General features: G+C 72.8%; 19 protein-coding genes. 12 read left to right on the top strand and 7 right to left on the bottom strand.

Annotated elements, in window-relative coordinates; all coding sequences use genetic code 11:
- Window positions 1–38 precede the first annotated feature (38 nt).
- The 5 genes from IEY78_RS26925 (at window position 39) to IEY78_RS26905 (ending at window position 5,303) form a co-directional block, all read left to right on the top strand.
- On the top strand, window positions 39–539 hold the full coding sequence (locus IEY78_RS26925) for an ATP-binding protein (RefSeq protein WP_189102558.1): 501 nt from the start codon (window positions 39–41) through the stop codon (window positions 537–539).
- 302 nt (window positions 540–841) lie between these two features.
- Complete coding sequence (locus IEY78_RS26920; RefSeq protein WP_189102556.1) at window positions 842–1,582, top strand: LPXTG cell wall anchor domain-containing protein; 741 nt, start codon at window positions 842–844, stop codon at window positions 1,580–1,582.
- A gap of 105 nt (window positions 1,583–1,687) precedes the next feature.
- Entirely contained in the window at window positions 1,688–2,689 is a 1,002-nt protein-coding gene (locus IEY78_RS26915; protein WP_189102554.1) for a COG1470 family protein, read from the top strand.
- A gap of 83 nt (window positions 2,690–2,772) precedes the next feature.
- Window positions 2,773–3,837: a hypothetical protein gene (locus IEY78_RS26910; RefSeq protein ID WP_189102552.1), complete on the top strand. Its 1,065-nt coding sequence runs from the start codon at window positions 2,773–2,775 to the stop codon at window positions 3,835–3,837.
- Window positions 3,837–5,303: a hypothetical protein gene (locus IEY78_RS26905; protein WP_189102550.1), complete on the top strand. Its 1,467-nt coding sequence runs from the start codon at window positions 3,837–3,839 to the stop codon at window positions 5,301–5,303. Before IEY78_RS26910 ends, IEY78_RS26905 begins: the two co-directional genes overlap by 1 nt.
- An 83-nt stretch (window positions 5,304–5,386) precedes the next feature.
- Here IEY78_RS26905 and IEY78_RS26900 read toward each other — a convergent pair whose 3' ends face one another.
- Window positions 5,387–6,892, bottom strand: a complete 1,506-nt coding sequence (locus tag IEY78_RS26900) for a peptide MFS transporter (RefSeq protein ID WP_189102548.1) — start codon at window positions 6,890–6,892, stop codon at window positions 5,387–5,389.
- A 511-nt stretch (window positions 6,893–7,403) separates the two neighbouring features.
- On the opposite strand from IEY78_RS26900, the gene IEY78_RS26895 reads away from it, so the two are divergent.
- Window positions 7,404–8,084 (top strand): response regulator transcription factor, encoded by a 681-nt coding sequence (locus tag IEY78_RS26895; RefSeq protein WP_006605209.1) that lies wholly within the window; start codon window positions 7,404–7,406, stop codon window positions 8,082–8,084.
- A 6-nt stretch (window positions 8,085–8,090) separates the two neighbouring features.
- Window positions 8,091–9,341 carry a sensor histidine kinase gene (locus tag IEY78_RS26890; RefSeq protein ID WP_189102546.1) on the top strand — a complete coding sequence of 417 codons (1,251 nt, stop codon included), beginning with the start codon at window positions 8,091–8,093 and terminating at the stop codon, window positions 9,339–9,341.
- A 35-nt stretch (window positions 9,342–9,376) separates the two neighbouring features.
- On the opposite strand, the gene IEY78_RS26885 is transcribed toward IEY78_RS26890, so the two are convergent.
- Both IEY78_RS26885 and IEY78_RS26880 read right to left on the bottom strand, forming a co-directional pair.
- Window positions 9,377–9,886, bottom strand: a complete 510-nt coding sequence (locus tag IEY78_RS26885) for a GtrA family protein (protein WP_189102545.1) — start codon at window positions 9,884–9,886, stop codon at window positions 9,377–9,379.
- 135 nt (window positions 9,887–10,021) lie between these two features.
- The gene (locus tag IEY78_RS26880) at window positions 10,022–10,450 is read right to left on the bottom strand and encodes a protease inhibitor I42 family protein (protein WP_229700198.1); all 429 of its coding nucleotides are present in this window, start codon (window positions 10,448–10,450) and stop codon (window positions 10,022–10,024) included.
- 164 nt (window positions 10,451–10,614) lie between these two features.
- Here IEY78_RS26880 and IEY78_RS26875 point away from each other — a divergent pair, with 164 nt between their 5' ends.
- Genes IEY78_RS26875 through IEY78_RS26865 form a run of 3 tightly spaced genes read left to right on the top strand, consistent with a single transcriptional unit; the run spans window position 10,615 to window position 13,534 of the window.
- Entirely contained in the window at window positions 10,615–11,772 is a 1,158-nt protein-coding gene (locus tag IEY78_RS26875) for a 5-(carboxyamino)imidazole ribonucleotide synthase (RefSeq protein WP_189102543.1), read from the top strand.
- Window positions 11,769–12,365 (top strand): 5-(carboxyamino)imidazole ribonucleotide mutase, encoded by a 597-nt coding sequence (purE, locus tag IEY78_RS26870; RefSeq protein ID WP_189102541.1) that lies wholly within the window; start codon window positions 11,769–11,771, stop codon window positions 12,363–12,365. The genes IEY78_RS26875 and purE overlap by 4 nt, the downstream gene beginning before the upstream one ends.
- On the top strand, window positions 12,362–13,534 hold the full coding sequence (locus tag IEY78_RS26865; protein ID WP_189102539.1) for a dipeptidase: 1,173 nt from the start codon (window positions 12,362–12,364) through the stop codon (window positions 13,532–13,534). The genes purE and IEY78_RS26865 overlap by 4 nt, the downstream gene beginning before the upstream one ends.
- A 437-nt stretch (window positions 13,535–13,971) precedes the next feature.
- Here IEY78_RS26865 and IEY78_RS26860 read toward each other — a convergent pair whose 3' ends face one another.
- Complete coding sequence (locus IEY78_RS26860) at window positions 13,972–15,312, bottom strand: UDP-glucose dehydrogenase family protein (protein WP_189102537.1); 1,341 nt, start codon at window positions 15,310–15,312, stop codon at window positions 13,972–13,974.
- Window positions 15,313–15,568: 256 nt separating this feature from the next.
- Between IEY78_RS26860 and IEY78_RS26855 the strand changes: the two genes are divergently transcribed.
- Window positions 15,569–16,744, top strand: coding sequence for an acyl-CoA dehydrogenase family protein (locus IEY78_RS26855; RefSeq protein ID WP_189102535.1), 1,176 nt, complete (start codon window positions 15,569–15,571; stop codon window positions 16,742–16,744).
- A gap of 76 nt (window positions 16,745–16,820) precedes the next feature.
- On the opposite strand, the gene IEY78_RS26850 is transcribed toward IEY78_RS26855, so the two are convergent.
- Window positions 16,821–18,113 carry an LCP family protein gene (locus tag IEY78_RS26850; protein ID WP_189102533.1) on the bottom strand — a complete coding sequence of 431 codons (1,293 nt, stop codon included), beginning with the start codon at window positions 18,111–18,113 and terminating at the stop codon, window positions 16,821–16,823.
- Window positions 18,114–18,385: 272 nt separating this feature from the next.
- On the opposite strand from IEY78_RS26850, the gene IEY78_RS26845 reads away from it, so the two are divergent.
- Window positions 18,386–18,940, top strand: a complete 555-nt coding sequence (locus IEY78_RS26845; RefSeq protein ID WP_189102531.1) for an acyl-CoA thioesterase — start codon at window positions 18,386–18,388, stop codon at window positions 18,938–18,940.
- On the opposite strand, the gene IEY78_RS26840 is transcribed toward IEY78_RS26845, so the two are convergent.
- On the bottom strand, window positions 18,891–19,472 hold the full coding sequence (locus tag IEY78_RS26840; RefSeq protein WP_189102529.1) for a VanZ family protein: 582 nt from the start codon (window positions 19,470–19,472) through the stop codon (window positions 18,891–18,893). The genes IEY78_RS26845 and IEY78_RS26840 overlap by 50 nt on opposite strands.
- A 38-nt stretch (window positions 19,473–19,510) precedes the next feature.
- Window positions 19,511–19,920, bottom strand: a 410-nt coding sequence (locus IEY78_RS26835) for a hypothetical protein (RefSeq protein WP_189102527.1), incomplete at its 5' end; no start/stop codon positions are given.

Below are 19,920 nucleotides of genomic sequence, written 5' to 3'. Positions count from 1 at the left end.
TTTTCCGTGAACAGGCGAATCGGTGAGGTGAAGCGCTGATGAGCACCACCCGGCCGTACCCGCCGGGCGATCTCGGCCCGGAGCCGGGCAGCGCCGGCGCTTCCGCCGCCCCGGCTCCCGCCACTCCGGCGGGCCAGGTCCGCCGGCTGCGTCTGGCGGGCACCCGGGGCGCCGTGGCGCGCGGCCGCGACTTCGCCCGGCAGGCCCTGCACGACTGGGGCTGGCTGCCGGCCGTCGGCGCCGATCAGCGTGCCGCGGCCGAGGATGTGCTGCTCGTCGTCTCCGAACTGGTCACCAACGCCTGCCTGCACGCCGAAGGGCCCGAGGAGCTGCGGCTGCGCTGCACCGCCAAAGTGCTGCATCTGGAGGTCAGCGACCTCGGTGCGGGCTCGCCGGCGCCGCGCAGCCCGCACCGTCCGGGCCGCCCCGGCGGGCACGGCATGTTCATCGTGCAGCGGCTGTGCCTGGACTGGGGCGTGGTGCGCAACGCCGACGGCACCGGCAAGACCGTCTGGGCGGAGCTCGCCGCGCCGTCCTAGGGGCCGGTGTCGCTACCGGAAGTGCTGAGCGCGGGCCTGCGGGCCCGCGCTTCGTCGTGTGCGGAACCTTCCGTTCGGCGCGCTCCTGTGGCCGCCTGTGGGCCTCCACAGCTCTCCGCAGCCCTCCGTGGCCTCCCGTGAGCCGCCCGGCGGGGCCGGAATTCCCCGTCGCCACGGGCCCGTGGCCGATCGGGGCTGCGCTGTGCCTTCCCTCGGCAGGGTCCCCGGCGTACCTTGAGCGCCGAATCTGATGTGCCGTCAGTAATACGGCGGTGCGTTCACCGGGAGAAGGGGAACTCGAGGTGGCCCGCTTCCACGAACAGCACGGCAGGCGCCCGGGTCGGGCCGCCGGCCTCGCCGCGGCGGCGGCGCTCACGGCGGGGACCGCGGTGCTGCTCACCGCCCCGGCCGCGCACGCCGCGGTCGTCGACGTCAACTACCAGTGCAAAACGCCGATCGGGAACAAGGGCGCGGTCTCGCCCATCGACATCAAGGCCACCCCTTCCGGCGGGGGATACAAGCTGGTGATGTCCTTCCAGAAGGGCGTCTCCTCCAGCCCGGTCGAGCTGGGCAAGGGCGCCATGAAGCCGAGCGCGCTGATCACTCTCGGCGGCGCGGAGAGCGGGACGGTACCGGTCAGCGGGCCGCCCAACGACAAGGCCGTTCCGGCCAACACCCCCATCAAGATCAGTGACTTGAGCGGTACGTACACGCCCAAGGGCAGCGGCAAGGTCACGCTCACGGCGGGCACGCTCACCATCAAGGCGCTGGGCACGACCACCACCTGCACCCCGAGCAACCATCCGAAGCCCTCGCTGACCCTGGACGTGAAGGGAAGCGGCGGTTCCGCATCCGGCGCCGGGGGCTCCGGCGGGGCCGCTCAAGGCGGCGGTGCGGCCGCGGACGGGGGCTCGTCCGGCGCCCAGCTGCCGCAGACCGGACCCGCGGACTCCGCCGTGGCGCTGGGCACCCTCGGCGGCACGGTGCTGCTGGCCGGTGCGGCCGGTGTGCTCTGGCTGACCCGGCGCCACCAGCGGGCCTGACGGCGCGCGCGGGGCGCCAGGACCCGCGCGGCGCACTCCCGTTCCCGTACGCCCGCGTGCCCGGCCGGCACGCGGGGCACCCCCTCGCACCCGCAGGAGCCGCCGATGCCGTTCCGTCTCCGTACAGTGGTCGGCGGCGCGACCCTCGCCACCGCCGCCGTGCTGCTGTGTCCCGCCGCGGCCGCGGCCCGGCCGGCCGCCGCGCCGGCGCCGCCGGCCTGGTCCGCCGCTCCCGCCCCGGGGGCCGGCGCCGCCCCGGGCGCCCCGGACCGCCCGTTCTTCTACCTGGAGGGCGCGCCGGGCACCGTGTTGGCCGACCGGCTCTCCCTGAGCAACCCCACCGGCCGCGCCCTCTCCGTACGGCTGAGCGGCTCCGGCTCCGGTGCCGGTGGGTGGATCTCGCTCGCCTCGAAGGAGGTGCGGATCCCGCCGCACACCCGGGCGGGCGTCCCGTTCACGGTGACCGTCCCGCGCGACGCGGCCCCGGGCGGCCGCTCCGGCACGCTGCTCGCCACCGGCGTGGGCAAGGGGGCCGGGGCCGGGCGGCGGACCGTGCCGCTCCATCTGCGGGTGACGGGACCGGTGTTGTCCGCGCTGACCGTCGAGAAGGTGTCGGTGCGGCGCGCGGGCGGCGCGGCGGTCATCCGGTACACGCTGGTCAACCGCGGTACCACGGTGCTCAGGCCGCGGATCGCGGTGCGGGCCGACGGGCTCTTCGGCCCGCTGCTGCGGCGGGCCGCCCAGACGCGGCCGCCAACGCTGGCGCCCGGCCGGGCCGTCGACCTGACGGAGACCTGGTCCGCTCCGCCCGCCCTGGACGCCGTGGAGGTCCGGCTCACCGCGACCGCCGCGGGCGGGGCGCACGACGCCGCCACCGCCTCGTACACCGCGGCCCCTTGGGGCGTCCTGGCCGCGCCGCCGCTGCTGCTCGCGGCGGGCGTCGGCGTGCTGGTGGTGCTGCGCCGGCGCCGCCGCGGCACGGGGCCGGGCGGGAGCCGGGCCGCGCGGGCCGCCGCGGGGCCGGACGGCGAGACGCGGCCCTCCGGGGACGAACCGGCGGACGCGGCCCCCGTATTGGCGGGCACCGGACCGGGAGCGCGCGGGTGAACGGCCTGACGGGTATGCGCCGGAGTGCGGCCGTCGGCACGCTTCGCGCCGGTACGCGGCGGGGCCGCACGCGGGGGCGCGCGGTGGCCGCGCTCGCCCTGTGCGCGGCGCTGGCCTGGGGCCTGCCGCCCACCGCCGAGGCCGCCGCCGACGGCACGCCCGTCGTCCGGCTCTCCGCCAAGGAGGCCGGCAAGGGCGGCAGCCTCACCGTGACCGGCCGCGGCTGGCGGTCCGGAGCGCTGCTCACGCTGCTGATCTGTGGCCAGAACATGATCGGCGGCAGCAACTCCTGTGCCAACGCGGACGGCCGGGCCACCACCACCGACGCCCATGGCGCCTTCCGCAGAAAGCTGCCGGTGGCCGAGCCGCCCAAGCCCTGCCCCTGTGTGGTGCATGTGGCGACGGTGACCGGCGCGGCGGCAGCGGCGGATGCGCCCTTCACGGTGGCGGGCCACCCGGTGGCGCCGCTGCCCCGGGAGGCCACCGCCGGCCGGCTGGCGGTGCTCGCCCCGCCGCGGCTGACGGGCAGCAGCGGCCTGCTGACCTGGTTCGGCGCCCCGGCACAGCGCGAACTGACCCTCACCGTCGGCAATCTCGGCACGACGCCGGCCCGGGACCCGGTCTTCCGGGTCGGCACCTCGCACGGCGTCTTCGCACCCCAGTGGGAGGAGCAGCAGTGGCGGGGCACCGTCCCCGCCGGGAAGAAGGCGCGGATCACGCTGCCGGTCGGGCTGCCGGCCGGCGCGCACGGGGACTACCTGGTCTCCCTCGCCTACGGCGGCCGGACCCTGGTCGAGCAGCCCTGGGGGGTCGGCCGCCCCTGGGGCGTGACGCTCTTCTGGGTGCTGCTCTGCGTGGTGATCCCGACGGCGGTGTTCCGCATCGGGATGGCGCTCGTGGACCGGGTCCGTCCGCACCGTCCTGACCGGAGCGCCGCGCACGCCGCCGGCCGGCCGCCCGGCACCCGCACCAAGGACCGCACGAACCGCACGGACCGCAAGAACCGCATGAACCGCACCGCGCACGACGGCTCCACGGACGGCCCCGGCACGCCGGGTGACTCCGCGGGGCTGCCGTGGTTCAGCCCGGACACCGCACCGTCCACCACCACATCAACCGAACGCCCGACGTCGAAAGGTTCTGCGTGATGAGGCAACGGAGGAGAGCGGCGGTGGCCTCGGCGGCCGCGCTGGTGCTCGCGGGGGCGGGCATCATGACCGCGGCCGGGACCGCCCAGGCGGCGGAGGTCTCGTACAAGACGGAGTGCCTGCCGCCGCCGATATCGGGGCTGCCGCCGATCGAGGGCACCACCAAGGTCGCCGTCAGCGCGCCGGAGACGGCCAAGGTCGGCGACGAGATCGAGGTGGTCTGGAAGACGGTGGAGGGCGCCTCGAAGAACCCCGACATCCTCGACCTGGGCGAGAACACCGTCCAGCCGACCGGCACGGTCAAGGTGGCCGGGGCACAGACCGGCGACCTGGCGATGGAGGGGCCGCGGCAGAACCCGCCCATCCCCAAGGGCGGCGCGATGAAGCTGTCCGACATGAAGGGCAAGCTGAAGCTGACCAAGGCCGGTGAGGTCACCCTCGCGCCCGGCTTCTACAACATCAACGTCAACAAGCCGATCTCGACGGACACCAAGTGCTCGCCCAAGGAGACCGTCAAGCCCGCGGTCACCATCAAGGTGACCGACGACGGGGGCGGTTCCGGCGGCACGACCGGCGGCTCCACCTCCGGCACGACGGGCGGCTCCACCGCGGGCACCTCGGGCGGTTCCACGGCCGGCACCTCGGGCGGGACGACGGCCGGCACCTCCGGCGGGAGCACGGCCGGTACGACGTCGGGCACCTCGGGCGGCGGCACCAGCGCCGGCACCTCCGGCGGCGCGGCGGCCGGCGGCGCGAGCTCCGGCGGCAGCACGTCCGGCGGCTCCGGCGGCGACCCCGACGGCACCGCGTACAAGGGCAAGGAGGTGCAGGTCCCCTACGCCTGCAAGACGCCCATCGGGGACAAGAAGGCGACCTCGCCGGTCCAGATCAACGCGGTGAAGAAGAGCGGCGGTTACGACCTGACGGTGAAGTTCGCCAAGTCCGTGATGGACAGCCCGGCGGACATCCCCGCCGGCTCGGTCAAGCCGTCCATGGACGTCAAGGTCGCGGGCGCGGACAAGGGCTCGGTCAAGGTCGCCGGACCGGCCAACGCCGGCCCGATCAAGTCGGGTCAGCCGATCGCGATCCCCGACCTGACGGGCAACTACAAGCCGGGCGCCACCGGCAAGGCCACGCTGACCCCGGGCGTGCTCACCGTCAACGCCCTCGGGACGACCACCACCTGCACTCCGGAGAAGGACCCGGGGGCCTCGCTCACCCTGGACACCGCGGCGCAGCAGGGCGGCACCTCCGGTGGCGCCTCGGGCGGGGCTGCGGCCTCCGGCGGCGGCACGGCGGGAGCGGCCGGCGCCACCGGCGGCAGCGGCTCCGGCGGCGGCCTCGCCGAGACCGGCGCGAGTGACCACGGCGCGCTGACCGCGCTCGGCCTCGTCGCCGGGACGGCCGTCCTGCTGGGCGGGGCGGTCTTCACGTTCCTGCCGCGGCGCCGGACGCGCCTGCGCTGACGCGGCGCTCCACGGGACGCACGAAGGGGGCGCCGCACCGTCTCGGTGCGACGCCCCCTTCCGCCGTGCGGGGCCGGGAGGCGTCAATTGACGCTGCCCATCAGCTGCTTGACCCGCTTGCGGTACATCCAGATGCCGACACCGGCGATGACCGCGATGAGGGCCTCGACGGTGACCGAGACCGAGTTGTTCAGGTCGACGTTCAGCTGCGGCGACGTCAGCAGACCGGAGACCGAGTCGCCCGCGGTGACCGCGAGGAACCAGACACCCATCATCTGGGAGCTGTACTTGGCGGGCGCCATCTTCGTGGTGACCGACAGGCCGACCGGGGACAGGCACAGCTCACCGACGGTCTGGATGAAGTAGATCGCCACCAGCCACATCGGGCTGACCCGGCCGCCGTCGGCGGCGGTGCCGAGCAGCGGCATGAGGAAGACGGCGAAGGAGATGCCGATCAGGGTGAGGCTGGAGGCGAACTTGACGGCGGTGCTGGGCTCCTTGCCGCGCTTGTTCAGCCACAGCCATGCCGAAGCGACCACCGGGGCGAGCGCCATGATGAAGATCGGGTTCAGCGACTGGTACCAGGACGTCGGGAAGTGGAATCCCAGCAGGTTGTTCGTGGTGGAGTTCTCGCCGAAGATCGACAGCGTCGAGCCGTTCTGGTCGTAGATCATCCAGAAGATGGCGGCGACCACGAAGAACCAGATGTAGCCGGAGAGCTTGGACTGCTCCAGCTCCGTGACGTCCTTGTCGCGCTTCATACGGACCAGGACGGCGATCGGGATGACCAGGCCGGCGATGGTGATCGGCATCAGCGCCCAGTCGGCGAAGTTCCCCGACACCCCGAGCAGGGTGTAGAAGACGGCCGCGACGGCCAGCCAGATCAGGCCCTTGCGCAGCACGGACGCCTTCTCGTCGGGCGTCGCGGGCTGGGCGACGACGCTGCTCTCCGGGCTCAGGTGGCGGGTGCCGAGCAGGAACTGGCCGAGGCCGAGCGCCATGCCGACCGCGGCGAGCGTGAAGCCGAAGTGCCAGTTGACGCTCTCACCGACGGTGCCGATGGACAGCGGGGCGAGGAAGGCACCGAGGTTGATGCCGATGTAGAAGAGCGTGAAGCCGCCGTCGCGGCGCGGGTCCTGCGGGCCGTCGTAGAGGTGGCCGACCATCGTGGAGATGTTGGCCTTCAGCAGGCCGGAGCCGAGCGCGACCAGGACGAGGCCGGCGAAGAACGTCGCCGCGGTGGGCAGGGCGAGTGTGATGTGCCCCGCGATGACGACACCGGCGCCGATGGCGACCGTCTTGCGCGGTCCCCAGAAGCGGTCGGCCATCCAGCCGCCCGGCAGGGCGAGCAGGTAGACCATCGCCATGTACACGGAGTAGATCGCCGTGGCCGTGGTGGCCTGCATGTGCATGCCGCCGGGCGCGATCAGGTACAGCGGGAGAAGGGCCTTCATGCCGTAGAAGCTGAAGCGCTCCCACATCTCGGTCATGAAGAGCGTGGCCAGTCCGCGGGGGTGGCCGAAGAAGGTTTTGCCGCCGTCCGCAGGGTTCCCCTGCTGGGCCGCGTCCTTCGTCAGGCTGGACGCCATGGATGCTTCCTTGCTGCTACGGGACGCGTTCGCAGGCGATACGCGCCCGGGTGGGGGTTGACCGGCACCGGTGGAGCGACGTCCGCCCCCACGTCCGGGAGGTTCGGCTCCCCGCGAGGGGCCGGCAGGACGGTCGTGCCCCGGCGTCCACGCCCCCCGAAGTGCAAGTGCGCGGCGGACCCGGTCGGCAGGTCGATCGTTGTGTGTCAGGGCCGGGGGTACCGGCCCGGCACGCAACGGGGGGCCGGTGACATCACTTGAGAGTCAGCGGCCCGGCGGTGGTGCCATGGACGTCGCCACACCATACGTCTGGTTCCGGCGCCGTTGGGCGGCGTGAGACAACGGTCACATCCCCACCGGGAACCATGGGCGTCGCCCGGGGCGCCCGCGCGCCCTCGCGCGCGCCCGCGCTTGCGCAGCTCACGGCGCCCACGGCGCAGTCGCGGGTCCGCCGTGGGCCATCCGCGCTGGTCCGCCCCTCGGCGCGGATACATCGGACTACCATCGGCCCATGACCCGTGTACTGCTCGCCGAGGATGACGCGTCCATCTCGGAGCCGCTCGCCCGCGCACTGCGCCGCGAGGGTTACGAAGTCGAGGTCCGCGAGGACGGCCCGACGGCGCTCGACGCCGGTCTCCAGGGGAACATCGACCTCGTCGTCCTGGATCTGGGACTGCCCGGCATGGACGGCCTGGAGGTCGCCCGCCGGCTGCGCAACGAAGGCCATTCCTTCCCCGTCCTGGTGCTGACCGCCCGCGCCGACGAGGTGGACACCGTCGTCGGCCTGGACGCCGGTGCCGACGACTATGTCACCAAGCCCTTCCGGCTCGCCGAACTCCTCGCCCGCGTACGGGCCCTGCTGCGCCGCGGCTCCACCGCCGAGCCCCAGCAGCCGCCGGCCACCCACGGCGTCCGCATCGACGTCGAGTCGCACCGCGCCTGGATGGGCGAGGAGGAACTCCAGCTCACGGCGAAGGAGTTCGATCTGCTGCGGGTCCTGGTGCGGGACGCCGGCCGGGTGGTCACCCGCGACCAGCTGATGCGCGAGGTCTGGGACACCACCTGGTGGTCGTCCACCAAGACGCTCGACATGCACATCTCCTGGCTGCGCAAGAAGCTCGGGGACGACGCCGCCAACCCCCGCTACATCGCCACCGTCCGCGGAGTCGGCTTCCGCTTCGAGAAGAGCTAGGGGCCCGTGCGCCGCCGCCTGATCAACTCCACGCTCGCCGTGGTGCTCGTCGTGATCGCCGTCTTCGGCGTCTCCTTGGTGATCGTCGAGACCCGCACCATCCAGTCCGGTGCGCAGGAGAGCGTGGCCTCCGAGGCGGTCCGGCTGGTCGGGATAGTGGAGAGCCGGCTGGGCAGCGGCGAGAAGATCACCCCGGGCATCCTCTCCGAGCAGATCACCGCCAAGCGGCACGCCGAGATCAAGGTGCCCGGCAAGGCGCCGATCGAGATCGGGCACCGCCCCTCGGGCGATGTGATCGCCTCGTCGGTGCAAGGCGACCGCGGGGAGTCCGTCACGGTCCAGGAGTCCCGCTCGACGGTCAGCGCGGAGATCGGCCGGACGCTGCTGATCATCCTGGCGGTGGCGCTGCTGGCGATCATCGCCGCCGTCATCCTGGCCATCCGCCAGGGCCGCCGGCTGACCGCGCCGCTCACCGACCTCGCGGAGACCGCCGAACGGCTCGGCTCCGGCGACCCCCGCCCGCGCCACCGCCGCTACGGCGTGCAGGAACTGGACCGGGTCGCCGATGTCCTGGACGCCAGCGCCGAGCGGATCGCCCGGATGCTGACCGCCGAGCGGCGGCTCGCCGCGGACGCCTCCCACCAGCTGCGGACCCCGCTGACCGCGCTGTCGATGCGGCTGGAGGAGATCACCCTCACCGACGACCCGGACACCGTGAAGGAAGAGGCCACCATCGCGCTGGCGCAGGTGGAGCGGCTGACGGACGTCGTCCAGCGGCTGCTGACCAACTCCCGCGACCCGCGCAGCGGCTCGGCGGTCGCCTTCGACCTGGACGAGGTGGTCAAGCAGCAGATCGAGGAGTGGCGGCCGGCCTACCGCAGCGCCGGGCGGGCCATCGTGCGCTCCGGCAAGAAGGGCCTGCGCGCCGTCGGCACGCCGGGCGCGGTCGCCCAGGTGATGGCCACCCTCATCGAGAACTCGCTGATGCACGGTGACGGGACGGTCGCGCTGCGTACCCGCGTCACCGGCAACCAGGCCGTCGTCGAGGTCACCGACGCCGGTCCCGGCGTCCCGCCCGACCTGGGCTCACGGGTCTTCGAGCGGACCGTCTCCGGCCGCAACTCCACGGGGCTGGGGCTGGCCGTGGCCCGCGATCTGGCGGAGGCGGACGGCGGGCGGCTGGAGCTGCTCCAGCAGCATCCGCCGGTCTTCGCGCTGTTCCTGGCCCGCGAGCAGGAGCCCGCCGCCGAGGAGTAGGCGGCCGAGGAGTAGGCGGCGCGGCCGCCCGCGGGCTACCTCCGGGAGGCGCTGCGCGGCCGCTGCGGGCCGTCGGCGAGGAAGGACTCGGCGGTCTCCACGGCCTCGCGCGCGGGCAGCGTGCGGAAGACCCAGGTGCGGTAGGACCAGAAGCGGAAGAGCGTGGCGACGGCGATGCCCAGGAACTTGAAGACGTTGCTCTGCAGCGGGGAGTCCCAGTCGAAGCCGTAGGTCGCGATGTAGAGCACACCGTTCTCGATGACCAGGCCGACCACGCTGAACAGCAGGAAGAGCGTCAGCTCCTTCGCGCGGCCCTGCTTGTCGCGGTCGCGGTAGGTGAAGTAGCGATACCCCAGGTAGTTGGTGCCGGTCGCCACGACGGTCGCCACGATGCTGGCCCGCACGACGGGCACCTCGGTCAGATGCCGGACGAGGTTGAACACCGCGAAGTTGACCACCACGCCCGCGCCACCGACCGCGCTGAACTTCACCAGCTCCCGGGTGAGCGCCTCCAGCCTCGACCGCAGTGCGCTCCGTTCACTCATGGTGATCGTTCAGCTCCCCGTCGTGGGCGGTGTCCGCGGCCGTCAACGCTGGCTCGCTCCCTCATGCTAACCACGGCCCGAGTGCGCCGCCCGCCACCCGGCGACTTGGCGGGAACCGCCCCGTGCGCGCGGCGGTCAGCCCACCGTCACCCGGAAGTTGAGGCTGCGGGCGCCCGGCTCGTCGGCCGCGCCGGTGCCGCAGCGCCGGCAGCGCAGCAGCCGTAAGTCCGTACGGCCCGGGCGGACGGCCCGGAAGCCGAGCCGGCGGACGCGGCCGGAGCCGGCCCGTGGGCCGCCGGGGACCACCCGGGAGCCGGCGGCCCGCAGCACGGCCGGGTCGGGGCGGGGGTCGGCGATGATCCAGCGGTAGCCGCCGGCGCCCTCCTCGCCGACCTGGACGCTGAAGCGGTCACCGGGGGAGACCGCGATCTCGCTGTCGTCCGCGGTATAGATCCGCGGCGCGGACAGCTGGCTGAAAACGGACTGCAGGGCGATCAGCAGCGCGGCGATCGCGGTGGCGATCACCAGCGCCCTGGTGCCCCTGGCTATGCCGCTGTTCTCCATCCGGCCTCCCCCTCGCCGGTGCCCGCCGCGGGCGCCGGCCGTGCCCGCCGGCCCGGGAGTCGGGGCCGGCGTCGGTCCTCTGTCGGCGATCTTCGAACGTGCGAACTCAGAGGATCATCCAAGCCGGGGTCGGGGCCGCGGCGCCGTGCGGATACCCTGGGGGCGTGACGTTCCCGGTAGTCGGCATGGTCGGCGGCGGCCAGCTCGCCCGTATGACCCACGAGGCGGGTATCCCCCTCGGCATCAGATTCAAGCTCCTCAGCGACACCCCGCAGGACTCGGCGGCTCAGGTGGTCGGTGATGTCGTCATCGGCGACTACCGCGATCTGGACACCCTGCGGGAGTTCGCGCGTGGCTGCGATGTGATCACTTTTGATCACGAGCATGTCCCCACCGAGCATCTAAGGGCCCTGGAGGCCGACGGGATCCCCGTCCGGCCCGGCCCCGATGCGCTGGTGCACGCCCAGGACAAGGGGGTGATGCGGGCGCGGCTGGAAGCGATCGGCGCGCCCTGTCCGCGCCACCGCCTCGTCTCCGACCCCGCGGACGTCGAGCGCTTCGCCGCGGAGCTCGGCGGCGGGCAGGCGCCGGGCGGCTTCCCGGTGGTCCTCAAGACCGTCCGCGGCGGCTACGACGGCAAGGGCGTCTGGGTGGTGCGATCCTCCAAAGAGGCCGCCGAGCCGTTCCGCGCCGGAGTGCCCGTCCTCGCGGAGGAGAAGGTCGACTTCGTCCGCGAACTCGCGGCCAACATCGTCCGCTCGCCGCACGGCCAGGCCGTGGCCTACCCGGTCGTGGAGTCCGTCCAGGTCGACGGCGTCTGCGACACGGTGATCGCCCCGGCGCCCGACCTCGACGAGGAACTCGCCGGCCAGGCCCAGCAGCTGGCGCTGCGGATCGCCCGGGAACTGGGCGTCGTCGGCCATCTGGCGGTCGAACTCTTCGAGACCGCGGACGGCCGGATCCTGGTCAACGAGCTGGCCATGCGCCCGCACAATTCCGGCCACTGGACCCAGGACGGCGCGATCACCTCGCAGTTCGCCAACCACGTCCGTGCCGTGCTCGACCTCCCGCTCGGCGATCCGCGCCCGCGCGCCCGCTGGACCGTCATGGCCAACGTGCTCGGCGGCGACTACCCGGACATGTACCACGCGTACCTCCACTGCATGGCGCGGGACCCGCAGTTGAAGATCCATATGTACGGCAAGGACGTGAAGCCCGGCCGTAAGGTCGGACACGTCAACACCTACGGCGACGACCTGGCCGACGTGCGCGAGCGCGCCGCGCACGCCGCCGGCTACCTGCGAGGAACGATCACCGAATGACGTCCAGCCCGTCGCCCGACACCCGCCCCGCACCGGCCACCGGCGCCCCCTCGTCCGCGGCGCCCGGCGGCCCGCTCATCGGCATCGTCATGGGCTCCGACTCCGACTGGCCCGTCATGGAGGCCGCGGCCAAGGCCCTCGACGAGTTCGAGATCCCCTACGAGGTCGACGTGGTCTCGGCGCACCGCATGCCGCGCGAGATGATCGCGTACGGCGAGGAGGCGGCCGGCCGCGGGCTGAAGGCGGTCATCGCGGGCGCCGGCGGCGCGGCCCACCTCCCCGGGATGCTCGCCTCGGTCACCCCGCTCCCGGTCATCGGCGTCCCCGTCCCGCTCAAGTACCTGGACGGCATGGACTCCCTGCTGTCCATCGTGCAGATGCCGGCCGGCGTCCCGGTCGCCACCGTCTCGGTCGGCGGCGCCCGCAACGCCGGGCTGCTCGCCGCCCGGATCCTCGCCACCGCGGACCCCGAACTCCTCGGCCGGATGCGGGACTTCCAGCAGGAGCTGAACGACCAGGCCACCGAGAAGGGCAAGCGGCTGCGCAACAAGGTCGCCTCCCCGGACGGCTTCGGCTTCGGCGGCGGCCGGTGAGCCCCTCCCTGGACGCCGCCCGGGACCTGCTCGCCCGCTGGCCCGTCGTCGACGGCCACAACGACCTGCCCTGGGCGCTGCGCGAGCAGGTCCGCTACGACCTCGACCGGCGCGACATCGCCACCGACCAGTCCGCGCACCTGCACACCGACCTGCCGCGGCTGCGGGCCGGCGGCGTCGGCGCCCAGTTCTGGTCGGTGTACGTCCGCGCCGACTACGCGGGCGACCGGGCCGTCAGCGCGACCCTCGAACAGATCGATGTGGTGCGCGAACTGCTCGCCCGCCACCCCCGCGAGCTGCGCGCCGCGCACACCGCCGACGAGATGGAGGCGGCCCGCGCCGAGGGCCGGATCGCCTCCCTCATGGGCGCCGAGGGCGGCCACTCCATCAACAACTCGCTGGCCACCTTGCGCGCGCTGCACCGGCTGGGCGTGCGCTACATGACGCTCACCCACAACGACACCATCGACTGGGCGGACTCCGCGACCGACGAGCCGCGCCACAACGGGCTGTCGGCCTTCGGCGAGGAGGTCGTGCGGGAGATGAACCGCTGCGGGATGCTGGTCGACCTCTCGCACGTCTCGGCCGACACCATGCGCGACGCGCTGCGCGTCAGCACCGCGCCGGTGATCTTCTCGCACTCCTCCGCCCGCGCGGTCTGCGACCATCCGCGCAACATCCCCGACGACGTGCTGGCGCAGCTGCCCGCCAACGGCGGCGTCGCGATGGCCACCTTCGTGCCGAAGTTCGTGCTGCCGGCGGCCGTCGAGTGGACCCGTCGCGCCGACGAGAACATGCGGGCACACGGGCTGCACCACCTCGACACCACCGAGGAGGGCATGCGCGTCCACCGCGCCTTCGAGGCCGCCCACCCCCGCCCGAAGGCCACCGCGGCCACCGTCGCCGACCACCTCGACCACATGCGGGAGGTCGCCGGCGTCGACCACATCGGCATCGGCGGCGACTTCGACGGCACCGCCTTCACCCCCGACGACCTGGCCGACGTCGCGGGCTACCCGCACCTGATCGCCGAACTCCTGGACCGCAGGTGGTCCGAGGCGGATCTGGCCAAGCTCACGTGGCAGAACGCGGTGCGCGCGTTGCGCGCGGCGGAGGATGTGGCCCGTGCCGAGCAGCGGCTGCGCGGGCCGTCCCACGTGACGATCTGACCGCCGCGCGTTTTCGGCTTTCCCGCCGTTGCGCTTGTGCGCGGCGCCCGCACGTTGTCGGCTGTCTCGCCGTTGCGCCTGCGGCGGGCTTGTTGCCGCTGCGCTGGCTGTTCGGCTGCGGGACCGGCCCTCCGGACTCCGTCCTGCGGTCCGGCCCCTCCCGTTGGGGGTGGGGGAGACCCGTGGGGGTGTCCGTGAGTGGTCGGGTGCACGTGGGTGGGTCCGGGCACGGCAACTGGACGTGAACGGCCCGCCCCCACCGGCCTTTCCCACCCACTCACGGGAGGGGCCGCGCCGCAGGACGGAGTCCGGAGGAGCGGCACCGCACCCGACCCACAACGCCCGCCGCAGGCGCAACGGCGAGAAGCCGACACGGCGGGTCAGCCGAGAACGCGCGGGCCCGCCGCGCGCAGCGCAACGGCGCGCAAGCGCAAGCGTCAGGCCTTGGGCCGACCCAGCGCTCGGTACGTCCAGCCCGCCTTGCGCCACAGTTGGGGGTCGAGGGCGTTGCGGCCGTCCAGGATGCGGCGTTCGGCGACGACGTCGCCCAACGCGGCCGGGTCCAGTTCGCGGAACTCCCGCCACTCCGTGAGGTGCAGCACGACATCCGCGCCGCGTACGGCGTCCAGGGCGGTGTCGGCGTAGGCCAGCGTCGGGAAGACGCGCCGCGCGTTCTCCATGCCCTTCGGGTCGTAGACCGTCACCTGGCCGCCCTGGAGGTGGATCTGGCCGGCGACGTTGAGGGCGGGGGAGTCGCGGACGTCGTCCGAGTCCGGCTTGAAGGTCGCGCCCAGTACGGCGACCCGCTTGCCCAGGAAGCCGCCGCCGACCGCGTCGCGGGTCAGCTCGACCATGTGGCCGCGGCGCCGCATGTTGATCGAGTCGATCTCGCGCAGGAACGTCAGTGCCTGGTCGGCGCCGAGTTCACCGGCGCGCGCCATGAAGGCCCGCAGGTCCTTGGGCAGGCAGCCGCCGCCGAAGCCGATGCCGGCCCGCAGGAACTTCTTGCCGATCCGCTCGTCGTGCCCGATGGCCTCGGCGAGCTTCACCACATCGCCGTCGGCCGCCTCGCAGACCTCCGCCATCGCGTTGATGAAGGAGATCTTCGTGGCCAGGAAGGAGTTGGCGGAGGTCTTCACCAGTTCGGACGTCGGGTAGTCCATGACGATGAAGGGGGAGCCCTCGGCGATCGGGGTGGCGTACACCTCGCGCAGCAGCTCCTCGCCCCGCTCGCCGGCCACGCCCACCACGATGCGGTCCGGGTGCAGGGTGTCCTTGACGGCGAAGCCCTCGCGCAGGAACTCCGGGTTCCAGGCCAGCTCCACCTGCGCGCCGGCCGGGCTGGCCGCGGCCAGCCGCTCGGCGAGCCGGGCCGCGCTGCCCACCGGCACCGTCGACTTGCCGACGACCAGGGCGGGCCGGGTCAGATGCGGGGCCAGCGCGTCGAAGGCGCTCTCCACGTAACTCATGTCGCAGGCGTACTCGCCGTGCTTCTGCGGGGTGTTCACGCAGACGAAGTGGACATCGCCGAAGGCGCCGGCCTCCTCGTAGGAGGTGGTGAAGCGCAGCCGCCCGCTCGCCCCCTCGATCCCGTCGACATGGCGGCGCAGCAGCTCCTCCAGGCCGGGCTCGTACATGGGGACCTCGCCCCGCTGCAGCATCTCGATCTTCTCGGGGACCACGTCGAGCCCCAGCACCTCGAAGCCCAGCTCGGCCATGGCCGCGGCGTGGGTGGCGCCGAGATAGCCGGTGCCGATCACGGTGATCTTGAGGGCCATGGATGCTCCAAACAAGCGGGGCGGCGCGGGCGCCGGCATACAGGGTGGTGGTCGGTGCGACGGGCGGGAGGGGAAAGGCGCTGACCGAGCATAGTCGGGCGCGGAGGGGGGCACTCCAGCCACCGGCCCCCTGCCCGGGGTCACTGTCGGCAACCTCACGTATGCGTGGCCGGATGCGGCGCCTAGAATCCGGAGAGTAAAGGGTTACTTAACGGTAGTTAGCACTGAGCATCAGCTCTCAGGGGAGTGAGAAACCTTGGCGGGAACCGCTGATTTCGATCTGTACCGGCCGTCGGAGGAGCACGACATGCTCCGCGAGTCGGTGCGCTCGCTCGCCGAGGCGAAGATCGCGCCGTTCGCCGCCGCGGTGGACGAGGAGGCCCGCTTCCCGCAGGAGGCGCACGACGCGCTGGTCGCCAACGACCTGCACGCCGTCCATGTCCCGGAGGCCTACGGCGGCGCCGGCGCCGATGCCCTGGCGACCGTCATCGTCATCGAGGAGGTCGCCCGCGTCTGTGCGTCGTCCTCCCTCATCCCGGCGGTCAACAAGCTCGGCTCGCTGCCGGTGGTCCTCTCCGGCTCCGAGGAGCTGAAGGCGAAGTACCTGGGCCCGCTGGCCAAGGGCGACGGGATGTTCTCGTACTGCCTGAGCGAGCCGGACGCCGGCTCCGACGCGGCGGGGATGAAGACCAAGGCCGTCCGCGACGGCGACCACTGGGTCCTCAACGGCGTGAAGCGCTGGATCACCAACGCCGGTGTGAGCGAGTTCTACACGGTGATGGCCGTCACCGACCCCGAGAAGCGCTCCCGGGGCATCTCGGCCTTCGTCGTCGAGAAGGGCGACGAGGGCGTCTCCTTCGGCGCCCCGGAGAAGAAGCTCGGTATCAAGGGCTCCCCGACCCGCGAGGTCTACCTCGACAACGTCCGGATCCCCGCCGACCGCATGATCGGCGCCGAGGGCACCGGCTTCGCGACCGCGATGAAGACCCTGGACCACACCCGCATCACCATCGCGGCCCAGGCGCTGGGCATCGCCCAGGGCGCCCTGGACTACGCCAAGGGCTACGTCCAGGAGCGCAAGCAGTTCGGCAAGCCGATCGGCGACTTCCAGGGCGTGCAGTTCATGCTCGCCGACATGGCCATGAAGGTGGAGGCGGCCCGCCAGCTCACCTACGCCGCGGCCGCCCGCTCGGAGCGGATATCCGCCGGCGGCAAGGGCGAGGACCTGACGTTCTTCGGCGCCGCGGCCAAGTGCTACGCCTCCGACGCCGCCATGGAGATCACCACCGACGCGGTCCAGCTGCTCGGCGGCTACGGCTACACCCGTGACTACCCGGTCGAGCGGATGATGCGCGACGCGAAGATCACGCAGATCTACGAGGGCACCAACCAGGTCCAGCGGATCGTGATGGCGCGCAATCTGCCGCAGTAGGCGGTAGGTACGGCGCACGACGAGGGGCCCCGGATCGCAGTGGCGGTCCGGGGCCCCTCGCGTGGTGCGGGCGCGGTCAGTTGCCGCTGACGGTGACCTTCTCGTCGTTGTTCAGCTGCTGCACCAGCTGATGGACCTTGGTCTTGTCCCAGACCAGGTTGCCGCCGGTGGAGCCGGAGATGGGCATGTTCATCGACTTGCCCTCGCCGCCGGTGACGCCCTTCATCGCGAAGAACATGCTGCCGAGGTCGAACAGGTTCATGTCCTTGTCGACGATGAGGGTGTCCAGCCCGGCGCTCATCGTCGGGTAGAGCTTGAAGGGGTTGAGCACGGTCCCCGGGGTGGCCGTCTGGCTGGCCAGCGTCGCCAGGAACTTCTGCTGGTTCTTCGTCCGGTCCAGGTCCTGGCCGGCGAAGGCGTGCCGGGTGCGGACGAAGGCGAGCGCCTGCTGGCCGTTGAGCGTCTGCTCGCCGGCCGGGAAGTCGGCGCCGGAGTTCTTGTCCTTGAACGCCTTGGGGATGTTCATGTCGACGCCGCCGATGGCGTCCACGATGTTGGCGAAGCCCGCGAAGCCGATCTCGACGTAGTGGTCGATGTGCAGCTTGGTGTTGTACTCGACGGTGCGCACCAGCAGCTCCGGGCCGTCCTCGGCGTAGGCCGCGTTGAGCTTGGTGTGCCGCCCGGTGCCCGGGTACTTCTTGCCGGAGGACGAGCCGACGTAGGTGGGTATCTCCACGTCCGAGTCGCGCGGCAGGGATATCAGCGTCGGGCCGTTGCTGCCGTCGTGCAGGATCATCATCGAGTCGGTGCGCTTGCCCTCGGCGGAGCCGGTGTGCAGCTTCCGCTTCTCGGCGGCGGACATGCCCTCGCGGCTGTCCGAGCCGACGATCAGGTAGTTGGTGCCGTCGCCGGTCGCCGGCCGGTCGATGACCTTGCTCAGGTCGACCTGGCGGCGGAGCTTGCCGTCGGCCCAGAAGTAGGTGGCGACCGAGGCCACCGCGAGCACCGCGACCAGGGTGATCACGGTCCACTTGATCCGCCGGCCCCAGTGCGGGCGCGGCCGCCCGGGACGTCCGTCGCCGTGGTTGCCGCCGCGGCGGCCCCCGCCGCCCCCGCCGCCGTAGACCTGGCCGGTGTTGTAGCCGTCGTACGCGTCGTCGTAGCCCTGGGACTGCTGCGGCGGCACGCTCGCGCCCCGGCGCGGGGACATCGACGGCGGCAGCGGCGGCTCGTTCCGCCGGTAGCCGGGGCCGGCGTCGCGCCGTACCTGGGGCATGGCGCGCGCACCCTCCGGCTCGGCGCTGCCGCTGCCGTATCCGTACCGGTTTCCGTTCTGGTCGCCGGACCACCCATTGGGCCACTCATTCATACGGGGAAGTGTGCACGCCGCGGCGGGGTGCTTTACAGACCGGGTGCCGGATCGGGCCAGTGCTGTTGCAGAGCTGATGCAAAGCCACGGCGGCCTTCCCTCGCATACCGGAAGGGGACGCCACCATTCCGACCTGGGATAACGGAAGGCTGTATTCCGGTTTGTGTCGGGCGGGGGCCGCGAGAGCAATGTCACGGAGCCGCGGCGGGGGCGAGAGCTGTCTCACGGACCGGGTGGGGCCCGGCCCTCCGGAGGCCGCCTAGGCTGGCCGTATGACCGAACTCGTCACCGAAAAGCCCGCGGACGATCAGGCGGGCAAGCCCACCTCCGCGTCCCGCATCACGCTCAGCCACATCATGACGTCGGTCGACACCAACCTGCTGGGCACGGTGCACGGCGGCGTGATCATGAAGCTCGTGGACGACGCGGCGGGCGCGGTCGCCGGGCGCCACTCCGGCGGCCCGGCCGTGACCGCCTCCATGGACGAGATGGTCTTCCTGGAGCCGGTGCGGATCGGCGACCTCGTCCATGTGCGCGCCCAGGTCAACTGGACCGGCCGCTCCTCCATGGAGGTCGGCGTGCGGGTCCTGGCCGAGCGCTGGAACGAATCCAGCCCGGCCCAGCAGGTCGGCTCCGCCTACCTCGTCTTCGCCGCCGTCGACGAGCAGGGCACGCCGCGCCGGGTGCCGCCGGTGGTCCCCGAGACCGAGCGGGACCAGCGCCGCTACCAGGAGGCGCAGATCCGCCGCACGCACCGCCTCGCCCGGCGCCGCGCCATCAAGGAGCTGCGCGAACGGCGGGCCGCGGAAGGCCTCGACGACGCATAGCGGCCACCGTCAGCTGCGCGAGCAGCGCCAGGCCCGTACCGATGACGGTGCCGGCCGCCGCGCAGATCACATCGTCGACATCGGCGATCCGCCCGGCCCGCATCAGCAGCTGCGCCGTCTCGATGACCAGGCACAGGCCCACCCCCAGCAGGAACGCCGCGGTGGCCGGGACGCGGGGCGCGGCGAACCGCAGCAGCAGCGGCGCGGGGACGAACAGCGCGGCATTGGCGATCTGCCGCCGCACCAGCATCCCCAGCTCCCCGGGCTCCAGCTGGGCGCCCAGCTCGAACAGGCCCTCACCGGGCCGCCACCACACCGTGGCGTCCCCCGAGCCGATCGGCTGGCTGGGCATGAGCGTCGCCGCCAGGAGCAGCAGCAGCCAGCCGGCCAGCAGCATCCGGGCCGTGGTGCGCGGGGCGCGGACCCCGGGGGCGCGGGCCGTCCACAGCGCCAGCGCCAGCGCCGCCGCCAGCGCCAGGGCCAGGAAGAGCACCACCGAGGCGGGGGTGACGCCCAGCACTACCTGCCACACGATGCGCCCCTTTCAGGACGTCCGGAACATCCGGGACATCAACTACAGGTCCATTTGGTGACGTAGATCGTCTCCGCCCGCTGCATCACGCCCCGGATGCACTCGTCCGCGAGCATCTCCACCCGGCCGCTCAGCACGACGGCGCCGCCCTGGGTCCGCCGGGTGCCGAACCAGCCGGGGAAAGCGGTGATCCGGTCGTTCTTGCGCTGGTAGCCGAGCCGCACGAGGATCTCGCCGGGCCCGGCCGGATCGTGCCGCCGGTAGCCCGCGGTGTACGTCCCGTCGGACCCCACCGGACCGCGCAGGCACAGCTGGCCGCGCACCAGCTCCCCGCAGCCGGTCGGCGCGGCGGGCGCCGGCGGGGCCGCGGCGGCGGTGGCCGCGACCAGCCCCAGGGCCGCGAGGGTCACCGTGACCCGGCGCGCCCGGTGCTGTCCGCCCGGCCGGC

The organism is Streptomyces kronopolitis, from assembly GCF_014646275.1.
Lineage (GTDB): Bacteria > Actinomycetota > Actinomycetes > Streptomycetales > Streptomycetaceae > Streptomyces > Streptomyces kronopolitis.
The sequence above is the reverse complement of the archived record's forward strand: the minus strand, read 5'-3'. Positions and strand labels throughout refer to the sequence as shown.

Bases quoted from the DNA above. Each gene is read 5' to 3' on its own strand.
- IEY78_RS26845 (WP_189102531.1), top strand. From the start codon at position 18,386: ATGACCGAACTCGTCACCGAAAAGCCCGCGGACGATCAGGCGGGCAAG.
- IEY78_RS26925 (WP_189102558.1), top strand. From the start codon at position 39: ATGAGCACCACCCGGCCGTACCCGCCGGGCGATCTCGGCCCGGAGCCG.
- IEY78_RS26895 (WP_006605209.1), top strand. From the start codon at position 7,404: ATGACCCGTGTACTGCTCGCCGAGGATGACGCGTCCATCTCGGAGCCG.
- IEY78_RS26900 (WP_189102548.1), bottom strand. From the start codon at position 6,892: ATGGCGTCCAGCCTGACGAAGGACGCGGCCCAGCAGGGGAACCCTGCG.
- IEY78_RS26850 (WP_189102533.1), bottom strand. From the start codon at position 18,113: ATGAATGAGTGGCCCAATGGGTGGTCCGGCGACCAGAACGGAAACCGG.
- IEY78_RS26905 (WP_189102550.1), top strand. From the start codon at position 3,837: ATGAGGCAACGGAGGAGAGCGGCGGTGGCCTCGGCGGCCGCGCTGGTG.
- IEY78_RS26860 (WP_189102537.1), bottom strand. From the start codon at position 15,312: ATGGCCCTCAAGATCACCGTGATCGGCACCGGCTATCTCGGCGCCACC.
- IEY78_RS26915 (WP_189102554.1), top strand. From the start codon at position 1,688: ATGCCGTTCCGTCTCCGTACAGTGGTCGGCGGCGCGACCCTCGCCACC.
- IEY78_RS26885 (WP_189102545.1), bottom strand. From the start codon at position 9,886: ATGAGTGAACGGAGCGCACTGCGGTCGAGGCTGGAGGCGCTCACCCGG.
- IEY78_RS26880 (WP_229700198.1), bottom strand. From the start codon at position 10,450: ATGGAGAACAGCGGCATAGCCAGGGGCACCAGGGCGCTGGTGATCGCC.
- purE (WP_189102541.1), top strand. From the start codon at position 11,769: ATGACGTCCAGCCCGTCGCCCGACACCCGCCCCGCACCGGCCACCGGC.